Origin of the sequence: Pseudoalteromonas xiamenensis (assembly GCF_017638925.1) — a bacterium.
In the GTDB taxonomy this organism is placed as follows: Bacteria; Pseudomonadota; Gammaproteobacteria; order Enterobacterales; family Alteromonadaceae; genus Pseudoalteromonas; species Pseudoalteromonas xiamenensis.
Window position 1 is genome coordinate 855,790 of record NZ_CP072133.1, and the last position, 23,691, is coordinate 879,480.

Sequence of the window (23,691 nt, forward strand, 5' to 3'; positions counted from 1 at the left end):
CACCTTATCTACTCAATAATATCGCCACGAAGTAAGTATTTACAAACTGCAACTGTACTTACAAAACCTAACATCGCGATTAGCAACGCCGCTTCAAAATACAACGCGGTCCCCATACTCATACCGTATAAAATAATCAGTGCGATGGAATTAATGTACATCGTATCTAACGCCAATATACGGTCAGGCAATGAAGGACCGACAACAAGTCGCCACACACTGAGAAGTAACGCCAGTCCCAACATTGCAAACACAATCAGCAAAACCGTTTCTAGCATTCAAATATCTCCTTAAGTGGCGCTTCATAGCGACGCTTTATGGTTTCGATAAGCTCAGCCTCATCTTCAAGATTCAGGACGTGGATAAGAAGATAACGCTGCTCTGGTTCTTCACCGGGTTCCAATGCCTCAGCCCATGGATATACTTCAGCACTTACTGTTCCGGGTGTTAAAGACACGGTACTAGCCAAAATGGTGATGGGCATTGCTTCGGTTAAATCGAGGGGCACTTTCACGAAGGCCGGGTTTAACTTTTTATTAGGACCCAATATCAATGCCGCTACTTGTAGGTTTGCGGTAATAATATCAAAGAGCACAATCGCTAACTGTTTTAACGCGAGTCTCAGGCTTCAAGATGAGAGGCTGAGGATCTCGAAACGGAAAGGTAATCCACGGAATTACTATCGCCAGCACACCACCTAGAATAATATGTCCAAGTGACACACTGTTGTTGAGTAAAAGCCAAACAATAAACAACATCAGGCTTCTAAAAGGCGTTGGTAGCCAACTAAAACGCGATTCTACACGCATTACGAACGCCCTCCTAATACTAACGATTTCATAGCATCTTGGTTATGAAGCCATCCAGCAGCAACTTCACTCAGTTCGGTAAAGTAGCCTGCAAAGATAACCAACAATGGGGAACAAGCAACCAAGAGGTAAACTGCGACAAGTTGATTGCTTGACGCATCTTCCGTTTCAATAACCGCAACGTCTTTTTGTGGTCGTTGCCAGAACACCGTAGCCCCAGCCTTCGCAAGCGCTACTAAAAGTGCAAAACTTGCGAGCAAATAAACAGGCCAAAAAACCGCTGCATGTTCAGCATCAAATGTGGCATCCAACAACCAAAGTTTACCTATAAATCCAGAGAAAGGCGGCATGCCGATCACGGTAAGACCTGCGATTAAAAACGCAATACCAAGGATGCGTTCTTGATTTACCCCTCGCCCAGCGGTAATTCGGTCGAGTACTTTACCACGTTGGCGTGCGATTAAATCGGCAAGTAAAAAGAGAGCCGCAGACACTAATGTAGAATGGACCATATAAAAAATGGCTGCCGACGTTGCTTCTTTGGTTTGTACCGCCACTAGAGCGACTAACGTACCAACAGATACGATAACCAAGTTTGCAGCAAGTCTGCGGAGATCTTGGCTCGCCAGTACACCTATCGCACCGACCACTATCGTTGCAATTGCAAGCCCCCAAAGCCAGTGCTGTGCCATATGACTAAGTTCGCCTGCACCTTCACCAAAAATCAGAGTGTAGACACGCATCATAGAATAAACACCGACCTTCGTCATAATAGCAAAGAGCGCACCAACCACTGGTGTTGCTGATGCATAGGTACTCGGAAGCCACAAGTGCAGGGGTAATAACGCCGCTTTAAGTGCAAACACGACTAAAAGCAGCAGACCACCAATTTTCGCGAGATAGACGTCATCACCAGTCAATGCAGCCACTTTCACTGCCATGTCTGCCATATTCAGGGTACCAGTTACCCCATAGAGGATCCCTAGTGCAATTAAGAAAACCGCCGAACCAACTAAGTTCATAATGACGTACTGCAATGCCGCGCGAGTCGTGTGCTTGTCAGCAGCATGCATAAGCAGTGAATAAGAAGCTATGAGTAACACTTCAAAAAAAACAAATAGATTGAACGCATCTCCCGTTAAAAACGCCCCATTAACGCCCAGAATGAGGAAATGCAAAAGCGGATGGAAAAAGCTACCTTTTTCGTCGTCACCGCTCACACTATATAGTGCACACACAAGCCCTAAAAAGGACGTTAGGCTCGCCAAAATTACGGCGAGCGGATCTGCCACCAAAACAATGCCAAATGGTGCTTGCCAGTTACCTACGGCATAAACAATTGGCTCAGCGGTAGTCACTTGATAAAGTAACCCAATACAAATCGCCAGTGTCAGCGCTGATAGACAAACTGAAACAACGCGGCGAACTTGGACGTTTTTACCACACGGCGGCATCAATAAAATTACGCCCGCCAACATAGGTAGTAAAATCGGCAATGCGACTAGATGTTCAAACATTCAGACCTCTACCTCTTTTTCTTTAACTTTGGCGTTGGCACAACGCCATTAACATGGTCATTGCCGAGGTCTGCACGTCCACGAATTGCCAATATCACAACAAAAGCGGTCATCGCAAAGCCGATTACAATTGCCGTGAGTACCAAAGCTTGTGGCAGCGGGTCGGCATAACTTTCACTCGTGCCTAAAACCACAGCTTTATTTAAACTCAAGCGACCTGCGGCAAATAAAAAGAGATTCACAGCGTACGACAACATCGTTAAGCCAAGTACGACTGGAAAAGTTCTGCCGCGCAGAATAAGAAATACGCCGCAAGCCACGAGCAATCCCACGCTCGATGAATACAACAGCTCCATTACGCCTCCTTATCTTTTTCTACAGCTTGGGTCGTTAATTTACCCAAACTCGCGAGGATCATCATCGTCGCGCCGACCACCGTGATGTAAACCCCTAAATCAAACGCCATCGCACTTGCCAATTCAATCTTACCAACACCAGGCAAATCAAAATATTCAAACCAACTAGTTAAGAATGGTCTATCAAAGAACCAACTGCCTACGCCCGTCGCCATGGCTATCGCTATACCCGATGCGATGATTTTGCGATAGTTCATGGTAAAACGTTCTGCTATCCATTCAGAGCCATGTGCTATGTACTGCAAAATAAACGCAATCGCAGTAACTAACCCCGCGATAAAGCCGCCACCTGGTAAGTTATGACCACGTAAGAAAATGTAAACAGAGACTAATAGCGCAAGCGGCAAGAGAGCTTGCGAAATACTCGCAAGTAAAATTGGATAGCGCTCTTTTGCCCATGGACGCCCTTCTCCATCGCCAGCTGGCATAAATAGAGGCAAGTTTATCAATAGCTTGAATATACCAAGAGCCGCAATACCTAGAACCGTGATTTCACCCAACGTATCAAATCCACGAAAATCAACCAGAATCACGTTGACTACGTTTGTGCCGCCGCCACCGGTTTTTGCATTTGCCACAAAAAAGTCAGAGATAGACGACAAAGGTCGTGTAACTAATGCATAGCAAATACTCCCCACAATCACACCGATTGAGGATGCAATAAAGAGATCTCGAACAATACGCAATGGGCTAGATTCTTTTGGCGTCGTCTGCGGAAGGAAAAATAGCGCCAGCATCAGTAAAATGACAGTAACCACTTCAACGGTAAGCTGTGTAAGCGCAAGGTCCGGTGCTGAAAAACGCGTAAATGCAACCGAGACCATTAGTCCCACGATAGAGATCATGATAAGCGCTACAATTCGCGCACGATGCCAAATCACTGTACCAAGAGCACCGACCATAAGTAACGCGGCACCAATCCCAACGTGAACATCAATATCGGTTGGCGCTTTATCACCCACCAATTTATGCATTTCAAATAACGGCCATGCTGCTGCCAACAAAATGACTAAAAACATGAGAAGCAGATAGCGTTGCAGCGAACCATTCTCCATTGCATCAATTTTTTTGCGACTCCACGCCATTGTACCCGAGATGAATCGCTCAAATACCGATCTAGCACTAAATGGCGGTAAAGACGATTGGAACTGGAACAGATGCTTACGTTGGGTATAAATGACCAAACCACCGGTCACCGCAAGTGCGCTCATTAGCAGAGGTAAATTGAAACCATGCCAAATCGCAACATAGTAGTCTGGAGCTGCTTGACCCAGCACACTACTCGACGCCAAACGTAAGATGTCATCAACAATGAAGTTCGGAAACATGCCAACCAATAAACACAGAGCAACTAAAATTTCGATTGGCACTCGCATATAGCGAGGCGCTTCGTGCGGCTCTTTAGGTAAATCAATCGGTTGACCATTGAAAAACACATCGTGAATAAAACGAGCAGAATATGCGACGGAAAAGGCCCCTGCAATCGTCGCAAGTACAGGTATAAGCCACGACATCGAACCTAGTAGCTGTTGGTGTAACGTCTCTGCGAAGAACATTTCTTTTGATAAGAAACCGTTCAACAACGGCACTCCCGCCATTGCCGCCGCGGCAACCATAGCCAACGTCGCGGTGTATGGCATAAATTGCCACATACCATTAAGCTTACGCATGTCACGAGTGCCCGTTTCATGATCGATAATGCCCGTTGCCATGAATAACGATGCTTTAAACGTCGCATGATTGATAATGTGAAATACAGCTGCAACCGTCGCCAATTCGGTGTCCAAACCCAACAGCAGTGTAATTAAACCTAAATGACTAATGGTCGAATACGCCAGTAAGCCTTTTAAGTCATGCTTAAACAACGCGATGTATGCGCCAACTAATAAAGTCGCGAGGCCAGTTAAACCAACCAGAATAAACCAAATGTCTGTTCCCGCAAGCGCTGGATAGAAACGCGCAAGGAGAAAGATGCCCGCTTTAACCATTGTCGCAGAGTGCAAATAAGCACTCACTGGCGTCGGTGCTGCCATTGCGTGAGGTAACCAAAAATGAAATGGGAATTGGGCAGATTTTGTAAACGCACCCAACAACACTAAAATAAGGGTTATTTCATATAATTCATGAGCTTGAATAAGAGCCTCTATTTGCCAAAATCACGTCTAAATCGTAGCTACCAACGATATTACCGAGCAATAGAAGCCCAGCCAGTAAGGCAAGTCCACCGCCACCTGTTACAGCAAGTGCCATGCGTGCACCATTTCGTGCTTCAGATTTGTGATTCCAATAGCTAATTAATAAGAACGAACTGATGCTCGTCAGCTCCCAAAACAGCCACAATTGAATGATGTTGTTGGATAAAACAATACCAAGCATAGCCGTCATGAAGAGTAGAAGATAAGAATACAACTTCGGCATTGAATCACGCTCACTTAAATAGTAACGCGCGTAAAATAAGACAAGACAACCAATGCCTAAAATCAATAAAACAAAGAGTAAAGCCAATCCGTCTAGACGAAATGATAGATCAATCCCAAGTAATGGGATCCACTCGAGAGAATAACGAACAGCGTGACCATTGAAGACATCAGGTACCATCTGAAACGTTGTGATTAGCGCGGCTATTGGCGCTAAAAGAGCAACCGTCGTTAACTGATTTCGATTCAGTCGTCCGAGTGTTGAAGTAAGAAAACTGCCAATTAAGGATAACAAGGGTATCCAAAGCAATGCCATAGAACCTACCTTTTACTTGTAGTAAACCACCAAGGAAATACCGACTCTGACATTCAGCATTAACTTGCTTGGTTTGCCAACTCGCACTTTCCAAGCGCATAAATTGCTTGCTTTTTTTCAAGCATAACGGGCACAGTTATACTGTAAAATAGCGTCATTTGTCCAGTTATAGCGATATTAGGTGTTTCGATTTTGAACACATTAACAAGCCATTATGTGTTATTTAATACCAAATTCAATTTCCGTTACGGCTTTTTCGCTTTTATTCACTTACTTAGAGCGACTGACTGACGCGTTCACCATCTAATATGGTCGTCCAGAGTTGCCTGTATAAGTCCGGTAGTGGCATCGATTGATACTGCAAGTTACTCCAACGCTCTACCGGCCTGAATGAGCGATACTTACCAAACTGACAACTTGGGCTTTCACTCCAGCCTGCGGGTTCATCACCATGTTCACCGACATATAAATTTGGTGCGTGTCGACCCTTTTGCGCACATTTCAGTTTAGTCTTACTCGCTGAAAATACATATTCATCTTCAAAGCCACTGAAATGCATCAGCTCATGAACCAGCACAGCATAACCACTTTTATGATTTAAGGTCATCACATGACCCCGCACGTTCGCTAGGCCTTGTTGGGTAACATAAAGACGATGGTCGGTATTGCGCGGAACAATATCATCAGTTACATGACACTTGGCATAACCTTGTTTATCAATGTTGCATTGAAGGTGACCATTGCTATATCGGGGTTTTGAAAAACAAAATGCTCCTTTAAAAGGTTCAGGTCTCAGGCTGTACTGATCCACGGCTTTCTCTATCGCGTTTAGCCCATCAAGCGAATCAACGATAACCTCGATTGTTTTCACGCATTGCGTGGATGGAAATGTCGGAGTCCCTAACGTGAGTCGTGAGGCCAACCAAGCTGGAATTTCGTCCACGGCTTGACCATGGTAGATACGAATAATTTGCTCAATCTCTTTTGGTAACTCGACTAGTTCACTGAGTCCTGCAAGTAAGTCAACTTGCTGTTTTGCAAGCAACCAGTCGCACACCACGCTTTTTTGTTCGAGTGACCATTCCCCCATAACACTTTCGGCAAAAAGTAAGAAGTCATCGATTCTATTGGCATAAAGTAATCGCCGAATTTTTTCAACTTGTAGGTGTGATACGTTTAATTCGGACAATTGACTTATCACGGACTCTGACAGTCTCTCGGGAGAAATCAATTCGGGGTTATATAAGAAGTACGCCAGAGGTGTTTTGTTAATTAACGCAGTATATGAGATGCTTACTGTGCTTGAGACTCGATGGCGTAATAAAAACCAAGCTTAGTAAGCATCCGAAAAAAGTGAAATGCTTAGCCTTCACTCATTCCTCTCATTAGGTCCAACTCAAGCCTTGCATACTTATGTTCTACAAACTCATACACATTAGTCGCAAGAGCGAGTTTGAAGAAATCCGCCGCAACGCCTTTTTCACCTCTCGCTTGATAGAGTTTCGCAAGATAGAAATAAGCTTCACATAAACGCTCAGCGTAAGCCTGTTGCGAATCAATCCCGGCACTTAGATTACTTAAGAAATCGGATTCAGACAAATTGCCAAGGTATAAGTCAACAATTTGGACAGCCCAACTCGCGTTATCTAAACCGGCTCTATTTTCACGAAGTGTCGCGGCGGCGGCGGCATCGTCAAGGTGACTTTGTGCGAGATATAACCAAAGTGCGCGATAAGGATCTTTCGGCGCTCGGGCCAAAAACGTACTAAAATCTTTTTCAGCTAAATCCGCACGTTCGCCATAGTACAACGCAATACCGCGATTTAAATAGGCAAAATCGTGTTTATTGTTAAGTTCGATAACGGCGTCAAACATTTCGTATGCTTGTTCATACTGCTGCAATAACGTGTGGTGTATGCCTAAAAAGTTGTACACCTCGGCCAAGTCTGGCTTCATTTTTACTGCTCGATTAAAATCGATACGCGCGAGTGTGGTTAAACCTAGGCTGTCGTAAAGCACGCCTCGGTCATATAACAATTGCGCTTGCTGATCGGCAGGCAATTCTGTGCGAGCCAGCAATTCTGAAAAGCGCGCAATTGCAATCTCATTGCGGTAATCTGCAATCAGTGGAATACCAAATGGAACGTTTAATACGGGTTGTGCTTGTGGCGTTGAAGTACTTTGGCATCCTGCCAAAATGGATAAAGCACCCATAGCAAATAAAATTGGTTTTAACTTCATAGACTCCTCAGCCCTTAGCGATGCACGAATTTCCTGAAGATCGGATAAACAAGAGAGACAGTCGAGACTTTGTTGTCAACGATAAATGTGAATGCAAGTTATTTCCCTTCATTTAGGCTGGTGTTAATTCAGCCCTAAAATCAGTAAGACTAGGATAACTTTCCAAAGTTCAGGCAGTTAATTAAAGCATAAAAAAAGGGGCTAAGCAGCCCCTTTTCGTTAAACCTATTTTATATCAGCATTATTCTGCTGATGGCGCGTCGCCTTGAGCTTCGCCTGCTGGTTTGTCAGCAGCTTCTTTCATGCTCAAACGTACACGGCCTTGACGGTCTACTTCAAGAACTTTAACCGTCACTTCTTGACCTACTGATAAGTGATCTGCAACATTCGTTACGCGCTCATTGCTGATTTGCGAAATGTGAACAAGACCATCTTTACCTGGTAGTACGTTTACGAACGCACCGAAGTCAACGATACGTACCACTTTACCTGTGTAAACTGTACCTACTTCAAGTTCAGCTGTTAACGCTTCAATACGACGAATTGCTTCTTTCGCGCTTAGGCCGTCAGTTGCCGCGATTTTAACAGTACCATCATCTTCGATTTCAATCGTTGTGCCAGTTTCTTCCGTTAATTGACGGATTGTAGCACCGCCTTTGCCGATAACTTCCGCGATTTTCTTCGGTGGAATATTCATCGTGTAAATACGTGGAGCAAATTCAGACAGCTCTTCTGCTGGGCAAGAAATCGCTTCGTCCATCACACCTAGGATGTGTAAACGAGCCGCTTTAGCTTGCTTAAGCGCGATTTGCATGATCTCTTTTGTGATACCTTCGATTTTGATGTCCATTTGAAGTGCTGTTACACCTTCACGTGTACCCGCTACTTTAAAGTCCATATCACCAAGGTGATCTTCGTCACCGAGGATGTCTGAAAGAACAACAAAATCTTCGCCTTCTTTCACAAGACCCATTGCGATACCCGCAACCGATGCCTTGATTGGTACACCCGCGTTCATCAGTGCAAGTGATGCACCACACACAGACGCCATTGAAGACGAACCATTTGATTCTGTAATTTCAGAAACAACACGGATTGAATATGGGAATTCAGCCAATGTTGGCATAACCGCTTGAACACCGCGCTTAGCAAGGTTACCGTGGCCAATTTCACGACGCTTTGGTGAACCAACAAAACCAACTTCACCCACACTGAATGGAGGGAAGTTGTAGTGCATCATGAAGTGGTGCTTTTTCGTACCAACTAGGTCGTCGATAAGCTGTGAATCACGCTCTGTACCTAAAGTTGCTGTTACAAGCGCTTGAGTTTCACCACGAGTAAAGATTGCTGAACCGTGAGTACGTGGAAGTACGCCAGTCATTACATCAAGTGCACGAACCATGTCAGTGTCACGGCCATCGATACGTTTTTCACCCGCGATGATACGACTACGAACGATTTTCTTCTCAAGTGAACCGAATTGCTTAGCAACAACTTGTGAGTCTAGGCTTTCACCTTCTGCAAGTTCAGCTTCTAATGTAGAAACAAGAAGCTCTTTCGCAGCAGATAGCGCTTCTTTACGAGCTACTTTGTCAGTAATGCGGTAGGCTTCACCTACTTTATCACCAACGATCGTTTCAACTTTCTCAGCAAATGAAACGTCTTTCTCAGGAGAAGTCCATTCCCAATCAGCTTTACCCGCCATTGCTTTGAATTCGTTCACTGCATTGATAATAGCTTGAGATTGTTCATGACCGTAAACTACAGCGCCTAGCATTACGTCTTCTGATAACACACCAGCTTCTGACTCAACCATAAGCACTGCATTTTCAGTACCAGCAACAACTAAGTCTAATTGGCTGCTTTCTAGCTCTTTAAGCGTAGGGTTAAGAACGTATTGACCATCAATGTAACCAACACGTGATGCGCCCAGCGGACCATTGAATGGGATACCAGAAACAGCAAGCGCTGCAGATGTACCAATCATCGCAACGATGTCTGGTTGGATCTCAGGGTTAACTGATACTACTGTTGCAATTACTTGTACTTCGTTCACAAAACCGTTAGGGAAAAGTGGACGAATTGGACGGTCGATTAGACGTGCGATAAGCGTTTCGCCGTCTGACGGACGACCTTCACGTTTAAGGAAACCACCTGGGATACGACCCGCGCCGTACATACGCTCTTGGTAGTTTACTGTTAGAGGGAAAAAGTCTTGGCCAGGTGCAGCTTCGCGCTTACCAACAACAGTAACTAAAACTGAAGTGTCGCCGATGCTAGCAAGAACAGCACCGTCTGCTTGACGCGCGATTGCGCCAGTTTCAAGAGTAACCGTGTGACGGCCCAATTGGAATTCTTTAATAATTGCTTGCACAATTTATTCCTTTCATTTTTATAAAACAAAACGCCAACTGGAACCAATTACAGTCTTAAGCAGACTTACGTCTTTGTACAACTTAGGAAATCAGCTTAAGTACTACAATTGGCAAAGTTTGGCGTGACTTAACACAATGCTAAATCGGGTTAAGTATACTTGTGAAAGACCAACAAAAAAAGGGGCTAGTAAGCCCCTTTTTCCCAACAGGTTAAATTTAACCCATCGTAATCAATTTATTAGCGACGTAGGCCAAGTTCACTGATTAGTGCAGCGTAACGCTCAACGCTTTTACCTTTAAGGTAGTCAAGAAGCGTACGACGTTGGCTAACTTTGCGTAGAAGACCACGACGTGAGTGGAAGTCGTGCTTGTGGTTAGCAAAGTGACCTTGTAGCTTGTTGATATCAGCAGTTAGAAGTGCAACTTGAACTTCTGGTGAACCAGTGTCGCCTTCAGCGCGTGCGAATTTTGCAACGATTGCTGCTTTTTCTTGATTGCTTAGTGACATAATAAACTCCAAAAATTTATGGTGTATAACACGCTTTAGCCGATCACTAATTCAGCCAAAGCAATTTAGCGGACGGATTCTATCAGGCTTACCTGTAAATTACCACCGCTTTATTCTTGTGTGCTCGACAAAGCGCGTTTCGCTTTTAAATGCCCATGAGGGTTACGTTCACCAAGACCAATAAAGCGTCCATCCGCCATTACTTTAACAATGCCTTCAGGTACTTCGCCGCTTTCTAATTTAACCACTTGTCCGTGGCCAAACGCTTTGCCTTGCTCCGCGTTAATCTCTACCATCGGTAAATCAGCAAGCGCCGTATCCATAGGTAAAAGCAACGGATCAAGCAACGCAAATCGAGCTGTTTCGTCTTGTGCAACTGATTGAACCAAGGCTTCAAGTGCCTCAAAGCTTATCATTTTATCACTTGGGTAATGACCTACTTCACTGCGATGGAGCATAATGACGTGCGCACCACAGCCAAGTTTTTCACCCAAATCATCAACAATAGTGCGAATATACGTGCCTTTTGAAACATGCACAGTCATTTGAATTTCCTGCGCTTGTTCATCATATTCATCCAGTGAAATACTAAAGACAGTAATACGACGACATTTTCTAGGAACCTCTATTCCCTCACGCGCATATTTATAAAGCGGTTGACCTTGGTACTTTAATGCAGAATACATTGAAGGATATTGGTCAGACTCGCCCAAGAAGCTTGTAACCTCCTGTTCAAGCTGCGCACGCGTAATGTTAACAGGGCGAGTTTCAACTACTTCACCATCAGAATCTGATGTTGTCGTACGCTCACCTAATTTGGCGCGAACCACATACGTTTTGTCCGTATCGAGCAAAAACTGCGTGAATTTAGTCGCTTCACCAAAACAGATGGGGAGCATACCAGTCGCAAGCGGATCTAGCGCCCCTGTATGTCCAGCTTTTTGTGCACCGAACAAAAACTTAGCTTGTTGAAGTGCTTTATTTGACGAGATGCCCTGCGCTTTGTTTAATAATAAGATGCCGTCAATCGGCCTTCCTTTATTGCGCCTTGCCATTACTCTTCTGAACCCTTGTGCTCTGAATCATCTTGAATTTCATCTGACTCATCGCCACGTTTTGCTTTGTCTTCACGGATCACCGAATCCACTAGATTCGAAATACGCATACCTTCCATCAATGAATTATCAACGACAAAACGCAGTTCTGGCATGATACGCGCACGAATACGCTTACCAAGTAATGAACGAATAAAGCCTGTTGCTTCATTCAACAATTTTACACTTTGCTTTGTCTTGTCTTCATCGTTGGTATTGAGAACCGTAATGAAAATCTTGGCATAGGACAGGTCTCGCGATACTTCTACAGCAGACACTGTTACTAAACCTAAACGTGGGTCTTTAATTTCTCTTTGAATAATAACCGCAATTTCTTTTTGAATTTGCTGGCCTACTCTATCGGTACGAGAAAATTCTCTCATGCTCACCACTTATCAAAATTTAACCAATTAAACAACGGCAAAAAGGGGGCTGTTGCCCCCATTTTCTGGAACTATGAAGACGTTACAGTGTACGTTGTACTTCAACCGTTTCGAATACTTCGATTTGGTCGCCTGATCTTACATCATTATAGTTCTTAACGCCGATACCACACTCCATACCGTTACGTACTTCTTGTACGTCGTCTTTGAAGCGGCGTAGTGACTCAAGTTCACCTTCATAGATAACAACGTTATCACGAAGAACACGAATTGGCGCGCTACGCTTAACGATACCTTCAACAACCATACAGCCTGCAACCGCACCAAACTTAGGTGAACGGAATACATCACGTACTTCTGCAAGACCGATAATTTGTTGTTTGAATTCAGGCGCAAGTTTACCAACCATTGCTTGTTTCACTTCTTCGATTAGATCGTAGATTACGCTGTAGTAACGTAGGTCTAACGATTCAGTCTCGATAACTTTACGCGCAGATGCGTCCGCACGAACGTTGAAACCAACAAGGATTGCGTTAGATGCAGCTGCAAGTGTTGCGTCAGTCTCAGTAAGACCACCTACACCTGAACCTACAATCTTCACTTTCACTTCGTCTGTAGACAGTTTAACCAATGCGTCAGAAATCGCTTCCACAGAACCTTGTACGTCTGCTTTAAGAACGATATTAACTTCTGAAATGTCGCCTTCAGTCATGTTAGAGAACATGTTCTCTAGTTTCGCTTTCTGCTGACGAGCAAGCTTCACTTCACGGAATTTACCTTGACGGTACAATGCCACTTCACGCGCTTTACGCTCATCTTTAACCACAGTTGCTTCATCACCCGCAGCTGGTACGCCAGATAGACCTAAAATCTCAACTGGAATAGATGGACCTGCAGACTTGATGTCATAACCGTTTTCGTCTTTCATCGCACGAACTTTACCGTACTCAAGACCACATAAAACGATGTCACCTTGGTTTAGTGTACCTGATTGAACAAGTACCGTTGCAACCGGACCACGGCCTTTATCAAGACGAGATTCAATAACAACACCTGCCGCCATACCTTGGTGTGCAGCGCTTAGCTCAAGAAGCTCAGCTTGCATTAGGATTGACTCAAGTAACTCATCAATGCCGAGACCTGTTTTCGCAGAAATATAAACGAACTGAGTCTCACCGCCCCACTCTTCAGGAATTACATCAAGTGCAGCAAGTTCGTTCTTAACGCGGTCTGGATCAACACCTTCTTTGTCCATCTTGTTTACAGCAACAATTAGAGGAACACCCGCCGCTTTCGCGTGTTGTACCGCTTCTTTTGTCTGAGGCATTACGCCATCGTCTGCTGCAACAACAAGTACTACGATATCCGTTGCTTTCGCACCACGAGCACGCATTGACGTAAACGCCGCGTGTCCAGGTGTATCTAGGAATGTGATCATGCCACCTTCCGTTTCAACGTGATACGCACCGATATGCTGTGTGATACCACCGGCTTCACCTGAAGCCACTTTCGCTTTACGAATGTAGTCAAGTGTCGATGTTTTACCGTGGTCAACGTGACCCATTACAGTAACAACTGGTGCACGGTGTTCTTTTTCACCACCTTCGTTACGGTCGCTAAGTACTTGCTCTTCTAGTTGGTTTTCTTTCACTAGAACAACTTTGTGACCCATTTCTTCCGCAACAAGTTGAGCCGTTTCTTGGTCGATGACTTGGTTGATAGTTACCATATCACCCATCTTCATCAACGTTTTAACGACTTCAGCACCTTTTACTGCCATGCGTGACGCAAGTTCTGCAACGGTGATTGTCTCACTGATACGAACTTCGTTTTTCACTTCAGCAGTCGGCTTTTGGAAACCTTGTTGTAACGTTGAAGGCGCTTTTAGCTTGCCTTTGTGAGCCTTACGGTTCACCGGCAATTCACGCTCTTTAGAGCTTGCTTTAGTTTTGCTCTTCTTCACGCTACGACGAGCATTTTTCTCTTCACGCTCATCCGATTCATCTTCTGCTTGGCGTGCATAAGTCGACGTAGTGATGTGGTGATCGCTATTTGCGTCACGCTCACGACGTTCTTCTTCTTCACGTTGCCAACGCACTTCATTTTCTTCAGCTAGTTTACGTGCAATCTCTGCTTGACGTACTGCTTCTTCTTCGGCTTTACGAATTGCAGCTTCCTCCGCTTCTTTACGTAGACGCTCTTCTTCAGCGCGCTCTTGCTCAAGCTCTGCGTCAGAACGAGCAGGTTTAGCAGCACGATCTGCTTCAGCTTTTTGCTTCGCTAGATCTTGTTGTGCTTTCTTCTCTGCTTCTTCTTTCGCTTTACGCTCAGCTTCTTGCTTTGCTAGCAATTCGGCTTCACGTTGTGCTTGTAATTCAGCTTCGCGTTGCGCTTGCGTCTTCTTGTGCTTGACGCTCTAAATCTTGTTGCTGTTCAAGTGCGCTCTTCTTAACGTAAGTGCGCTTTTTACGAACTTCAACCTGTACCGACTTTGCTTTGCCTGTAGCACCAGTTACGCTTAGAGTGCTTTTACTCTTGCGTTGCAAAGTCATACGCTCAGGGCCTTCAGAGCCTTTGCCGCCATGTTGCTTGCTCAAATGGTCAAGCAACTGCGCTTTCTCTGATTCCGTAACCGTTTCACCTTTGGCTTTGGTGATACCAGCGTCTTGTAACTGCTGGAGTAACTTATCAACAGTTGTATTGATTGTCTCGGCTAGTCTCTCAATGCTCACTTCTGCCATTGTGTGTGTTACCTCCCGTTAATAAATTACTCATCACCAAACCAACAGATGTTACGTGCAGCCATGATTAGGGCACCCGCTTTCTCATCTGTTATGTCTGTGATCTCAACTAGGTCGTCAATACCTTGCTCAGCTAGGTCTTCAAGCGTAATAATACCCTTGCTTGCCAAAACTAGCGCCGTGTGACGATCTAGGCCCTCTAAAGCTAAAAGCTCATCTGAAGGCTCAGCACCTTCTAAACTTTCTTCGTTTTTAAGTGCTTTCGTTGTTAATGCATCTTTAGCACGATTACGCAGCTCTTCAACTGTGTCCTCGTCAAGACCATCAATTTCTAAAAACTCTGCAACAGGCACGTACGCAACTTCTTCCAGTGAAGAGAAACCTTCATTGATTAGAAGCGCCGCGAAGTCATCGTCGATGTCTAAGTTTTCAGTGAATAGATTCACTAATTTGTCTGACTCTTCTGAGTTCTTACGCTGCATGTCTTCCACAGTCATCACGTTTAGCTCCCAACCAGTTAGTTGGCTTGCCAAACGCACGTTTTGACCGTTACGACCGATTGCTTGTGCTAGGTTGTCTGATTCAACCGCGATGTCCATTGAACGCGAATCTTCGTCAACAACAATTGACGCAACTTCTGCTGGCGCCATTGCATTGATCACGAACTGTGCAGGGTTGTCATCGTAAAGAACGATATCAACACGCTCGCCACCGAGTTCAGACGAAACTGCTTGTACACGTGCTCCACGCATACCAACACACGCGCCAACAGGGTCAATACGTTTGTCGTTTGATTTAACCGCGATTTTTGCACGAGAACCTGGGTCACGTGCTGCGCCACGGAGTTCAATCATCTCTTCGCCAATTTCTGGCACTTCGATACGGAACAATTCCATCAACATTTCAGGTTTTGAACGTGTAACGAATAACTGTGCACCACGTGCTTCTGGTTTAACTTCGTAAAGTAAACCACGAACACGGTCACCTGGACGGAAACTTTCGCGTGGCAACATGTCATCGCGGTAAATTACCGCTTCTGCGTTGTTACCTAGATCGATAATAACGGCATCACGTGATGCTTTCTTTACGACACCCGTAACTAACTCGCCTTTTTGATCTTTATACGCATCAACAACTAACGCACGCTCAGCTTCACGTACTTTTTGCACGATAACTTGCTTCGCCATTTGCGTTGTAATGCGGTCAAACTTGATAGACTCAATTTGTTCTTCTACGTAGTCACCAAGTTGGATTTCAGGCTCGTCATAACGTGCTGCATCTAGTGTAATTTCTGAAAATGGGTTCTCTAAGCCACCGTTCTCTAATGGCTCAACAACTCTCCAGCGACGGAAAGTATCGTAATCACCAGTTTTACGGTCAATAGAAACACGAACTTCAATCTCACCTTCGTGTTTTTTCTTTGTTGCAGTCGCTAGTGCGAACTCTAAAGCTTCAAAGATTTTTTCTCTTGGAACCGCTTTTTCATTAGAGACGGCCTCTGCCACCAATAATATTTCTTTTGCCATAGGTAATGCCTCGTTTGCCCTGTTCCTTCGCACTCTAATTAGAATTTCGCGATGATGTTGGCACGCTCAACGTTGCTAAGCATTAACATATGCTCTGCACCATCTATTTTCAGCGTGATCACGTCACCGTTAATTGCCACTAAATCGCCTTTAAAGTTACGACGACCATCCTGAGGTAATTTAGTACGTAAACGTATTTCCTCACCGACCGCCTGTTCAAAGTGCGCTTGCTTAAACAAAGGTCTGTCAACACCTGGTGATGAGACCTCTAAGGTATACTCGTTTGTAATCGGGTCTTCGACATCCATGATGGCACTCACTTGATGACTGACTTCCGCACAGTTATCCACATTGATGCCATTTTCATGGTCAATGTATACGCGTAGTGTCGAGTGACGACCAGCAGTTACAAACTCAAGACCCAATAGCTCAAAACCAAGTGCTTCTACGGCTGGTTCAAGCATTGCAGTTAAATCTTGCTCGAGTTTTGTCACGAATTTCCTCCATACAAACAAAAAAAGGGTACTCGTTGCCCCAGTAAAGCTGTAACATGCTCTAAACCCGATTCACTGGGTTTAGATACAACAACGCCCCGAACCAAGCGGGGCGTCACACAAAAATCAACGGTGTGGCCAAAGGCCAGCTTGGTTGCGGCAAGAAAGGCTTCATTGAGCATAGTGCTTAAACGCAAAACGCGCATTACAAAGAATGCGCGAACTAGAAACAAACACTCTCGTGTTTTCGACGTATTCACTATGCTTTAAAAGCACAAGTCTTGGTTGCGGGAGCCGGATTTGAACCGACGACCTTCGGGTTATGAAGCTCGACGAGCTACCAGGCTGCTCCATCCCGCGGCAACTGACATTACAAGTAATGTCTAAAACTGGCGCTTATTATAAAGAGTGTTACATTAATAAGCAACCGCAGAGGAAAATAAAGTTCTTTTGTGGATTGTTCTTATTTTATCAACAACTAAACGCAAAAAGCTTGTACCTGTTTAAGTTTTATCTATATTAACGGCCATTTTACCCATTATAGGAAAATTAGAATGAAAAGTAGAGCTTACAAATCTCTTTTAATGAGCATTGCCTTCGGGATGACGTCATCTTATGCAATCGCTGATTCATGCGAAGGTTTTGGTCCTCAGACCCCTCGTGATATTGACAGTGTTCTTGGCGAAAATGCTCGCTCTTTTTCAAAAGCGCCTCAGAGTTCAGAAATGAACTTGTGTAACATCCATTTCCACAAAAATGCTGAACACAAAGCAAAAGACTTTTCTGTTTTTGCGGACTTCAGGTGAGCACGGTGGTTACCAATGTAACGCAACGAGTCTCATTAACAGCGGCAGAACTCAAAGCACCAGAAGGCAAAGTTTGTAAAAATGTGAAACCAGGTGACACCATTGAAGTGCACTGGGTGCACAGTTCATGTGATGTCAAACCAGGCAAAGGCCTTGGCTCTTGTTTAAACGATAAATGTGCTAACCCAGATTTACGTGTTGAAACTCAAGTGTTCTTAGTGGTTAACGATCCGAATGCACTTGATTTCAATGAGCTTGGTTACGATGGTAACGTGGTAAATGGTTATCACCAACCAAAGCATATTCCTGATAACACCGGTAAACCGGTAGAATTTTTAGGCTCAACAACCGGCCCTAAATACACCAGCCAACAATGTTCGCCACTGCAAGTGACGTGGAGCGTTCGTCCGAGCTGTGCCAAAGTTGACATAAACAGTTTGGCAAAATGGTGTGAAAGTAACGAATTCGAAGAAGACCATGCACATGGTGTTCGTGAGCTAGTAACGGATCCTAAGTTACTGTCTCCAATTAAGTAATTTCAATCCAAGTTAAATTTGTCAGAAATTACGCACAAATTTTTTCGCGAATGTCGCAAAGTCGACATTCGCTGTCTATACTCAATCCAAACATTCTAGTTTGAGCAAAAGGATGCGCTCCTGATTTTTATTGGGGCGACTATGAGCATATCACCATATCAATACCGCATGTTGACACAATCACTGGCGGTAGTTAGACCTAACTTTCACTGTTTCTGTGTTTCTTTTCGAAAACAAATTTCAAATTATCAACTCAATACATCATTCACCTTTTCTGACGAGGGAATACTCAATGATGAAAACGAATTTTTTAGATTCGTACATCAATGTGTTGGTTTAATTCTCGAACACAACAATTTGGTCGATTACCTCAGCCAGACTGCTAAAAAGCTGCGTGAGTACAATCTAACAGAGCGCGATATTTGCGTGCTTTGTAACTGTTTCCTCGCCACAATACAGCTTCATCTAGGCAAACAATATACGCTTGCTATGCGAAACGCTTGGCGCCGACTGCTTCATGTGGTGTCAAACATACTCAATCACGAAATGCATGGCCGAACGAACGTAGTTAGTCTGCATGAGCACCGATTGAAAAAATCACAGGCTTCTTAATGTGGTTGAGGCAAGAGATGTACCGAATATAGCTAAAATAGTATAAGATGTGACAATCCCGTCATATTGATTTTGGTTATGATTAAATTCGGAGAAAATATGAAACATCGGTTACTTCTTGCCTCTGGTTGCCTTCTTGCCCTCTCTGGTTGCGATGTGTTTCAGACTGCGAACAATAAATTGGAACAGCAGTACTTAGATCAACATCCTGAACTGCAAGCGGCAATTTCAGCAATAAGAGAAAATGGCCTCAATGCGGTCGCTAAAACGGCTGAAAAAGGCAGTGTTGCATCATGCGTCGCAACTAAGTTGGAAAGTGATCCTCTTGGCTCACTAGCAACGGTTGAAGGAGCGCTTCAAGACAGCGCAAATTTAACGGATCTTTTTTCCGCAATAGCCGAACTCTCCAGCCAAGAAATCTCACTTGAACAGATCCCAAACCTGCTTCGTCAGGGTGCGGAAACATTAAATTACCTGCGTACGTTACTGAGTCAATATGAGTTAACCGAGTCTCAAAACCAAAGTAAAGGACTTCGTTGATCATACTCAAATCCAAAGTGCTGATGTGGGATCTCACCTACGTAATTTGATAGCGCAATGTGAAGGGTTGCATACAACTCAAATTTTAAAATGAGCCAAATCCTTCCCCTGTTCGTATTGACGTTGATAATGCAGAATGAGCGAAGGCAATGCGAACCGGTATCTTCTTTATTTATAAAAACTTCCGATTAGTTAACAATAACGCCTTATCCATTTTTTCCGCGAACGTTGATAAGCTTTTGATCTGCGTTCTTAGAGACGAGACTCGTTATTCAACGCAATGTCTTGCACGACGCAAAACCAGTGACGTTGTGTTGAACGCCCACTCCGCAGTAGAACGTGAATTCATCGCACGGTTTGCACAGCTCAATCACGGCGTGGTTTCACTCTCTATGTTCGATACACCGGCTTTACTTTCACTGTTGCATGAGCATTCAGCGACGGATTGCGCTTTGCCCTTCCATCCAAGCTATGACTTGTCCCGAATGTGGTTGTTTTTGCGTGACAAATGCCAAAACATTCGGTTTCATTTGCTCCCAGGCAACACACTGTTTCAAGAATACGAACTGCCTTTTAAGTCTGATTCGTTCCCGAAAACGTTTTCAGAATTTCGCCGGAAAGTAAACGACATTACGATTGCCGAAAACCTCACATCGCAACTGCCCGATTTACCGCGGTCCGTTTTACCCGTTTGTTCTGATGAACATCCTGTCGTCAATGCTTCACACGGTGAAAGCGCTGCCGCGCAACACTTACTCGATTACTTTTGCAGTCGCCATCCAAGTCACTATAAAGAAACGCGCAATCAGTTGTCAGGGGAATGGTTTTCGACCGGGTTTTCACCCTTTTTAGCGCTTGGCACGGTGAGTGTGCACGAGATCCTGAGTCGCCTGCAGGAATACCAACTTATCTATGGTCAAAACGATTCAACAGAGTGGATTTATTTTGAGCTTCTTTGGCGCGAGTATTTTTATTGGTATGCAAAAACGCATGGAACGAAGCTTTTTCTTCGACGTGGACTAAATTCAACAAATCCACTCACCTCCTTTTATGCCTCCCATTTCAAAGCATGGTGCGAAGGTAACACCGAAGCGGATTTAGTGAACGCTATCATGATTGAACTCAATACATCAGGATGGATCTCGAATCGAGTCTCGTCAAATTACAGCAAGCTACTTGGTCAATGAACTTAGCGTCGATTGGCGCTACGGTGCCGCGTACTTTGAGCAAACACTCATTGATTATGATGTCGCAATCAATTGGGGCAATTGGCAATACATCGCAGGCGTAGGCGCCGATCCGAGAGGCGGCCGCCACTTCAATATTGATAAACAAACCCAGCTCTACGATGAACTCGGACATTATCGTAGACAATGGCTAAGAGAACACAACACAGAGCGGTCACTTTGAATTCCATGTCATCACAACAATACACGAAACTTCGTCTCATTCTTGGTGACCAACTCAATGCGTCACATTCTTGGTACCGTCAAAAACACGAGGACACCGTTTATCTTATCGCTGAACTACGACAAGAAACGGACTACGTTAAACACCACGTACAAAAGGTTTCTGCCTTTTTTGCCGCCATGGAAAACTTCGCTGCTGCACTGAACTCAGCAGGGCATCATGTAATTCATTTAACGTTAGATGACACTTGCCATTATGAAACGTTATGCGATCTCATTGCCTATTACTGCACGCAATTCTCTGTTGACGTTTTTGAGTATCAAAGACCTGATGAATACCGTGTATTGGCGCAACTTCGCGCATTCAGCTCGCAGCAAATCTATCAGTGCAACGAGTACGATACGGAACATTTTATGTTGCCTTTCGATGAAATTGAATCAATGTTCGTCAAAGGAAAACATCACACTATGGAGTACTTCTATCGTTCGATGAGAAAACGATACAACTTACTTATGGATCAAAATAAGCCGATTGGTGGGAAATGGAACTTTGATTCTGAAAATAGGCAATCCTTTAAAGACAATGATTTAAATGAAATTCCAACACCGGTGTGTTTTGAAAACTCGGTTGAAGCCATACTCGTTCGGCTCCAACATCACCAAGTTAGAACCTTTGGTCAGTCGCAAACTCAATTATTATGGCCTGTTAACCGTCAACAAGCACTTACCTTACTGTCTTTTTTTTGTGAACATTTATTACCTCGATTCGGACAGTATCAAGATGCAATGACCTGCCAAAGCCAACATGCTTGGAGTTTGTATCACTCTCGTCTTTCTTTTGCGCTCAACGTTAAAATGCTGAGTCCGATACAAGTCGTGCAAGCCGCAATTAAAGCCTATGAAACGTTCCCAGATAAAATATCCCTACCACAAGTCGAAGGCTTCACTCGACAAATTGTTGGCTGGCGAGAGTTCATTCGAGCTATTTACTGGCGAAATATGCCTGAATATGAGCAGTTCAATGCGCTCAATGCACAGCAAGCACTGCCTCAATACTTTTGGCATGGCAAAACCAAGATGCGCTGCATGAATGAAGTCATTACACAAAGTCTGGACTACGCGTATGCGCATCACATTCAACGGCTTATGATCACCGGAAATTTTTGTCTTCTTGCAGGCATTGAACCTTCGCAGGTAGATGAATGGTACTTAGGCATTTATATCGACGCTTTACAATGGGTAGAGCTTCCGAATACAAGGGGAATGAGTCAACACGCAGATCATGGGATCATTGCCACCAAACCGTATGCAGGCAGCGCTAATTACATCAACAAAATGAGCGATTATTGCAAACATTGCTATTACGACAAAAAATTAAAGTATGGCGAAAAAGCGTGCCCATTCAACAGTTTGTATTGGCATTTTCTTCATCGTCATCAAAATGCATTTAGCCAAAACCAACGAATGAGCATGATTTATCGAAATTGGAGTAACCAAGCGGATGACGAGAAAAATAAGGTATTGGAACAAGCTCAACGGTATTTAGATAATCTCGAGAGCCTTTAGTCTTATTGCCTTGACCAAAGAAACAATCAAGGCTTCATTTTAAAGGGCTATGACGTCACTAAAACAATCGCCAGCGGCGTTTTTTAGTGCGAATTTTATGCACCCAATTGACCTCAATTGTGCCTTCTGCAACCACACTCGCGGATTCCCTCGCAACCAGCTCATAAGTCACTGATTGAGTGCGAGCAAAACTGTAAAGGTAATTAACCGTTTGCACTTCTTTCCAACAGCCTATCGGCATTGCTTGGTCTTTTTCACGTAAGCAATATTCTTTTCTATCCGGCATCTGTAAGGTAAAGGTAACATCCGCAAAACAGGTTCGGCCTTCATTCAATGCAACACATTTATTTGGGCTTACTTTCAGGGCTTGTGCTTCTTCCAATGTAATATCTGACGCTTCCGTGCTTGTTGCCGCCAATGAGTGCATTGGCGCGCAAATTAACGCCAAAACGAGGAGTTTAGAATACATACTTCACTCCCATAAAAAATACGCGTGCGTAATTCGTTTCTACAATTGGACTGCGCTTTATGCTGCTATCACCAATAATGAATGACGCACCGCTACTGAATACCCAACTGTCAGAAATAGCCCTGTTCAGTTCAAATTGAAGGAACACGCTGGTCGCATCGCCAGCATCGTGCTCCGGCCTAAAAGAAGTTGCCTCCTCTTCGCTCACACCATAATAGTAATTGTGAAAACGCGATGAGTAATAATTCAAACCGAAATTCAGCCACAGATCCCAGTTTCGTAGCTCAAAATTACGTGTTGCTTCTGCATGAGCAACCCAACCATTTGTCGGGCCAAAGACGTCATAAACCAGTTCTAATGACGTTTGAAAGTTACCGTAAGTACGATAATAGGACAGGCCGAAAGATTGATCTTGTCGGCGTTTTTTAATTCCTTTCAGTTCAGGAATAACGTCATCTTTTTCAAAGTAACCGTATTCGTCAAATTCAAGTTGGTAGTTTCCGTAAATAACATCAACTCCCCAATTAGGCTCAACAATGAGCTGATAGCCAATATCCGAGCCACCATAGAAATCGCCCGTTTTGCTATCGAGATAGAAGTTTTGATATTCGATAGTCACGTCACTTAAGATAGTGAGTCCTTCATACTGACTATCGTCACCGGCTAACTTTGGCATGGTCATATTAATACCGTATACGCCAAAAGACAGCTGCCAACTAAATGCGCCGTCTTGCGGTTCTTGCTGCGTCGCATCCGATTGATTGGCAAAGCCCGCGACACTGAAAAATGCAGATAAAACGAGGAGTAGGTATTTCTGTATCATTGTTTTTACTTGTCCCTGAATTCTCGCTTAGTCTATCGCAAATTGTAATTAATTTGAACGTTGAGATAAAAAAGCCAGAAATTTTATGTTAAC

General features: G+C 44.1%; 18 protein-coding genes, 1 tRNA gene and 4 pseudogenes. 6 read left to right on the plus strand and 17 right to left on the minus strand.

Going from position 1 to position 23,691, the window contains the following annotated elements:
- Window positions 1-8: 8 nt before the first annotated feature.
- The 15 genes and pseudogenes from J5O05_RS04195 to J5O05_RS04265 all read right to left on the minus strand — a co-directional run bounded on the left by J5O05_RS04195 (window position 9) and on the right by J5O05_RS04265 (window position 17,197).
- The gene (locus J5O05_RS04195) at window positions 9-278 is read right to left on the minus strand and encodes a K+/H+ antiporter subunit F (protein WP_208843723.1); all 270 of its coding nucleotides are present in this window, start codon (window positions 276-278) and stop codon (window positions 9-11) included.
- Window positions 272-809, minus strand: a pseudogene (locus tag J5O05_RS04200) (Na+/H+ antiporter subunit E). Before J5O05_RS04200 ends, J5O05_RS04195 begins: the two are co-directional and overlap by 7 nt.
- The gene (locus tag J5O05_RS04205; protein ID WP_208843724.1) at window positions 809-2,326 is read right to left on the minus strand and encodes a monovalent cation/H+ antiporter subunit D; all 1,518 of its coding nucleotides are present in this window, start codon (window positions 2,324-2,326) and stop codon (window positions 809-811) included. The pseudogene J5O05_RS04200 and the gene J5O05_RS04205 overlap by 1 nt, the downstream one beginning before the upstream one ends.
- 8 nt (window positions 2,327-2,334) lie before the next feature.
- Complete coding sequence (locus J5O05_RS04210; RefSeq protein ID WP_208843725.1) at window positions 2,335-2,682, minus strand: Na+/H+ antiporter subunit C; 348 nt, start codon at window positions 2,680-2,682, stop codon at window positions 2,335-2,337.
- Window positions 2,682-5,475 (minus strand): annotated as a pseudogene (locus J5O05_RS04215) (monovalent cation/H+ antiporter subunit A). Before J5O05_RS04215 ends, J5O05_RS04210 begins: the two are co-directional and overlap by 1 nt.
- 274 nt (window positions 5,476-5,749) lie before the next feature.
- On the minus strand, window positions 5,750-6,676 hold the full coding sequence (locus J5O05_RS04220; RefSeq protein ID WP_208843726.1) for a hypothetical protein: 927 nt from the start codon (window positions 6,674-6,676) through the stop codon (window positions 5,750-5,752).
- Between the two features lie 161 nt (window positions 6,677-6,837).
- Window positions 6,838-7,716, minus strand: a complete 879-nt coding sequence (nlpI, locus tag J5O05_RS04225; RefSeq protein ID WP_208843727.1) for a lipoprotein NlpI — start codon at window positions 7,714-7,716, stop codon at window positions 6,838-6,840.
- Window positions 7,717-7,957: 241 nt separating this feature from the next.
- Window positions 7,958-10,090 (minus strand): polyribonucleotide nucleotidyltransferase, encoded by a 2,133-nt coding sequence (pnp, locus tag J5O05_RS04230; RefSeq protein WP_208843728.1) that lies wholly within the window; start codon window positions 10,088-10,090, stop codon window positions 7,958-7,960.
- Window positions 10,091-10,329: 239 nt separating this feature from the next.
- Window positions 10,330-10,599, minus strand: a complete 270-nt coding sequence (gene rpsO / locus J5O05_RS04235; protein ID WP_208843729.1) for a 30S ribosomal protein S15 — start codon at window positions 10,597-10,599, stop codon at window positions 10,330-10,332.
- Window positions 10,600-10,709: 110 nt separating this feature from the next.
- Window positions 10,710-11,654, minus strand: a complete 945-nt coding sequence (gene truB / locus J5O05_RS04240) for a tRNA pseudouridine(55) synthase TruB (protein WP_208843730.1) — start codon at window positions 11,652-11,654, stop codon at window positions 10,710-10,712.
- On the minus strand, window positions 11,654-12,076 hold the full coding sequence (gene rbfA, locus J5O05_RS04245; protein WP_208843731.1) for a 30S ribosome-binding factor RbfA: 423 nt from the start codon (window positions 12,074-12,076) through the stop codon (window positions 11,654-11,656). Before rbfA ends, truB begins: the two co-directional genes overlap by 1 nt.
- A gap of 82 nt (window positions 12,077-12,158) precedes the next feature.
- Window positions 12,159-14,817 (minus strand): annotated as a pseudogene (gene infB, locus J5O05_RS04250) (translation initiation factor IF-2).
- Window positions 14,818-14,843: 26 nt separating this feature from the next.
- Window positions 14,844-16,343 carry a transcription termination factor NusA gene (nusA, locus tag J5O05_RS04255; protein WP_208843732.1) on the minus strand — a complete coding sequence of 500 codons (1,500 nt, stop codon included), beginning with the start codon at window positions 16,341-16,343 and terminating at the stop codon, window positions 14,844-14,846.
- Between the two features lie 38 nt (window positions 16,344-16,381).
- Window positions 16,382-16,837 (minus strand): ribosome maturation factor RimP, encoded by a 456-nt coding sequence (gene rimP, locus J5O05_RS04260; protein ID WP_208843733.1) that lies wholly within the window; start codon window positions 16,835-16,837, stop codon window positions 16,382-16,384.
- A gap of 282 nt (window positions 16,838-17,119) precedes the next feature.
- Window positions 17,120-17,197, minus strand: a tRNA-Met gene (locus tag J5O05_RS04265).
- Between the two features lie 224 nt (window positions 17,198-17,421).
- Here J5O05_RS04265 and J5O05_RS04270 point away from each other — a divergent pair.
- The 6 genes and pseudogenes from J5O05_RS04270 (at window position 17,422) to J5O05_RS04290 (ending at window position 22,306) form a co-directional block, all read left to right on the plus strand.
- Window positions 17,422-18,179, plus strand: a pseudogene (locus tag J5O05_RS04270) (delta-class carbonic anhydrase).
- Between the two features lie 141 nt (window positions 18,180-18,320).
- The gene (locus J5O05_RS04275) at window positions 18,321-18,791 is read left to right on the plus strand and encodes a globin (RefSeq protein WP_208843734.1); all 471 of its coding nucleotides are present in this window, start codon (window positions 18,321-18,323) and stop codon (window positions 18,789-18,791) included.
- A 99-nt stretch (window positions 18,792-18,890) separates the two neighbouring features.
- On the plus strand, window positions 18,891-19,331 hold the full coding sequence (locus J5O05_RS04280; RefSeq protein ID WP_244369783.1) for a hypothetical protein: 441 nt from the start codon (window positions 18,891-18,893) through the stop codon (window positions 19,329-19,331).
- A 149-nt stretch (window positions 19,332-19,480) separates the two neighbouring features.
- Window positions 19,481-20,518 carry an FAD-binding domain-containing protein gene (locus J5O05_RS22320; RefSeq protein ID WP_280117671.1) on the plus strand — a complete coding sequence of 346 codons (1,038 nt, stop codon included), beginning with the start codon at window positions 19,481-19,483 and terminating at the stop codon, window positions 20,516-20,518.
- Window positions 20,508-20,741, plus strand: coding sequence for an FAD-binding domain-containing protein (locus J5O05_RS22325; protein ID WP_280117672.1), 234 nt, complete (start codon window positions 20,508-20,510; stop codon window positions 20,739-20,741). Before J5O05_RS22320 ends, J5O05_RS22325 begins: the two co-directional genes overlap by 11 nt.
- A 5-nt stretch (window positions 20,742-20,746) precedes the next feature.
- The gene (locus tag J5O05_RS04290) at window positions 20,747-22,306 is read left to right on the plus strand and encodes a cryptochrome/photolyase family protein (RefSeq protein ID WP_208843735.1); all 1,560 of its coding nucleotides are present in this window, start codon (window positions 20,747-20,749) and stop codon (window positions 22,304-22,306) included.
- Between the two features lie 58 nt (window positions 22,307-22,364).
- On the opposite strand, the gene J5O05_RS04295 is transcribed toward J5O05_RS04290, so the two are convergent.
- Both J5O05_RS04295 and J5O05_RS04300 read right to left on the minus strand, forming a co-directional pair.
- Window positions 22,365-22,775 (minus strand): DUF3019 domain-containing protein, encoded by a 411-nt coding sequence (locus J5O05_RS04295; RefSeq protein ID WP_208843736.1) that lies wholly within the window; start codon window positions 22,773-22,775, stop codon window positions 22,365-22,367.
- Window positions 22,765-23,598: a MipA/OmpV family protein gene (locus J5O05_RS04300; RefSeq protein ID WP_208843737.1), complete on the minus strand. Its 834-nt coding sequence runs from the start codon at window positions 23,596-23,598 to the stop codon at window positions 22,765-22,767. Before J5O05_RS04300 ends, J5O05_RS04295 begins: the two co-directional genes overlap by 11 nt.
- Between the last annotated feature and the right edge of the window lie 93 nt (window positions 23,599-23,691).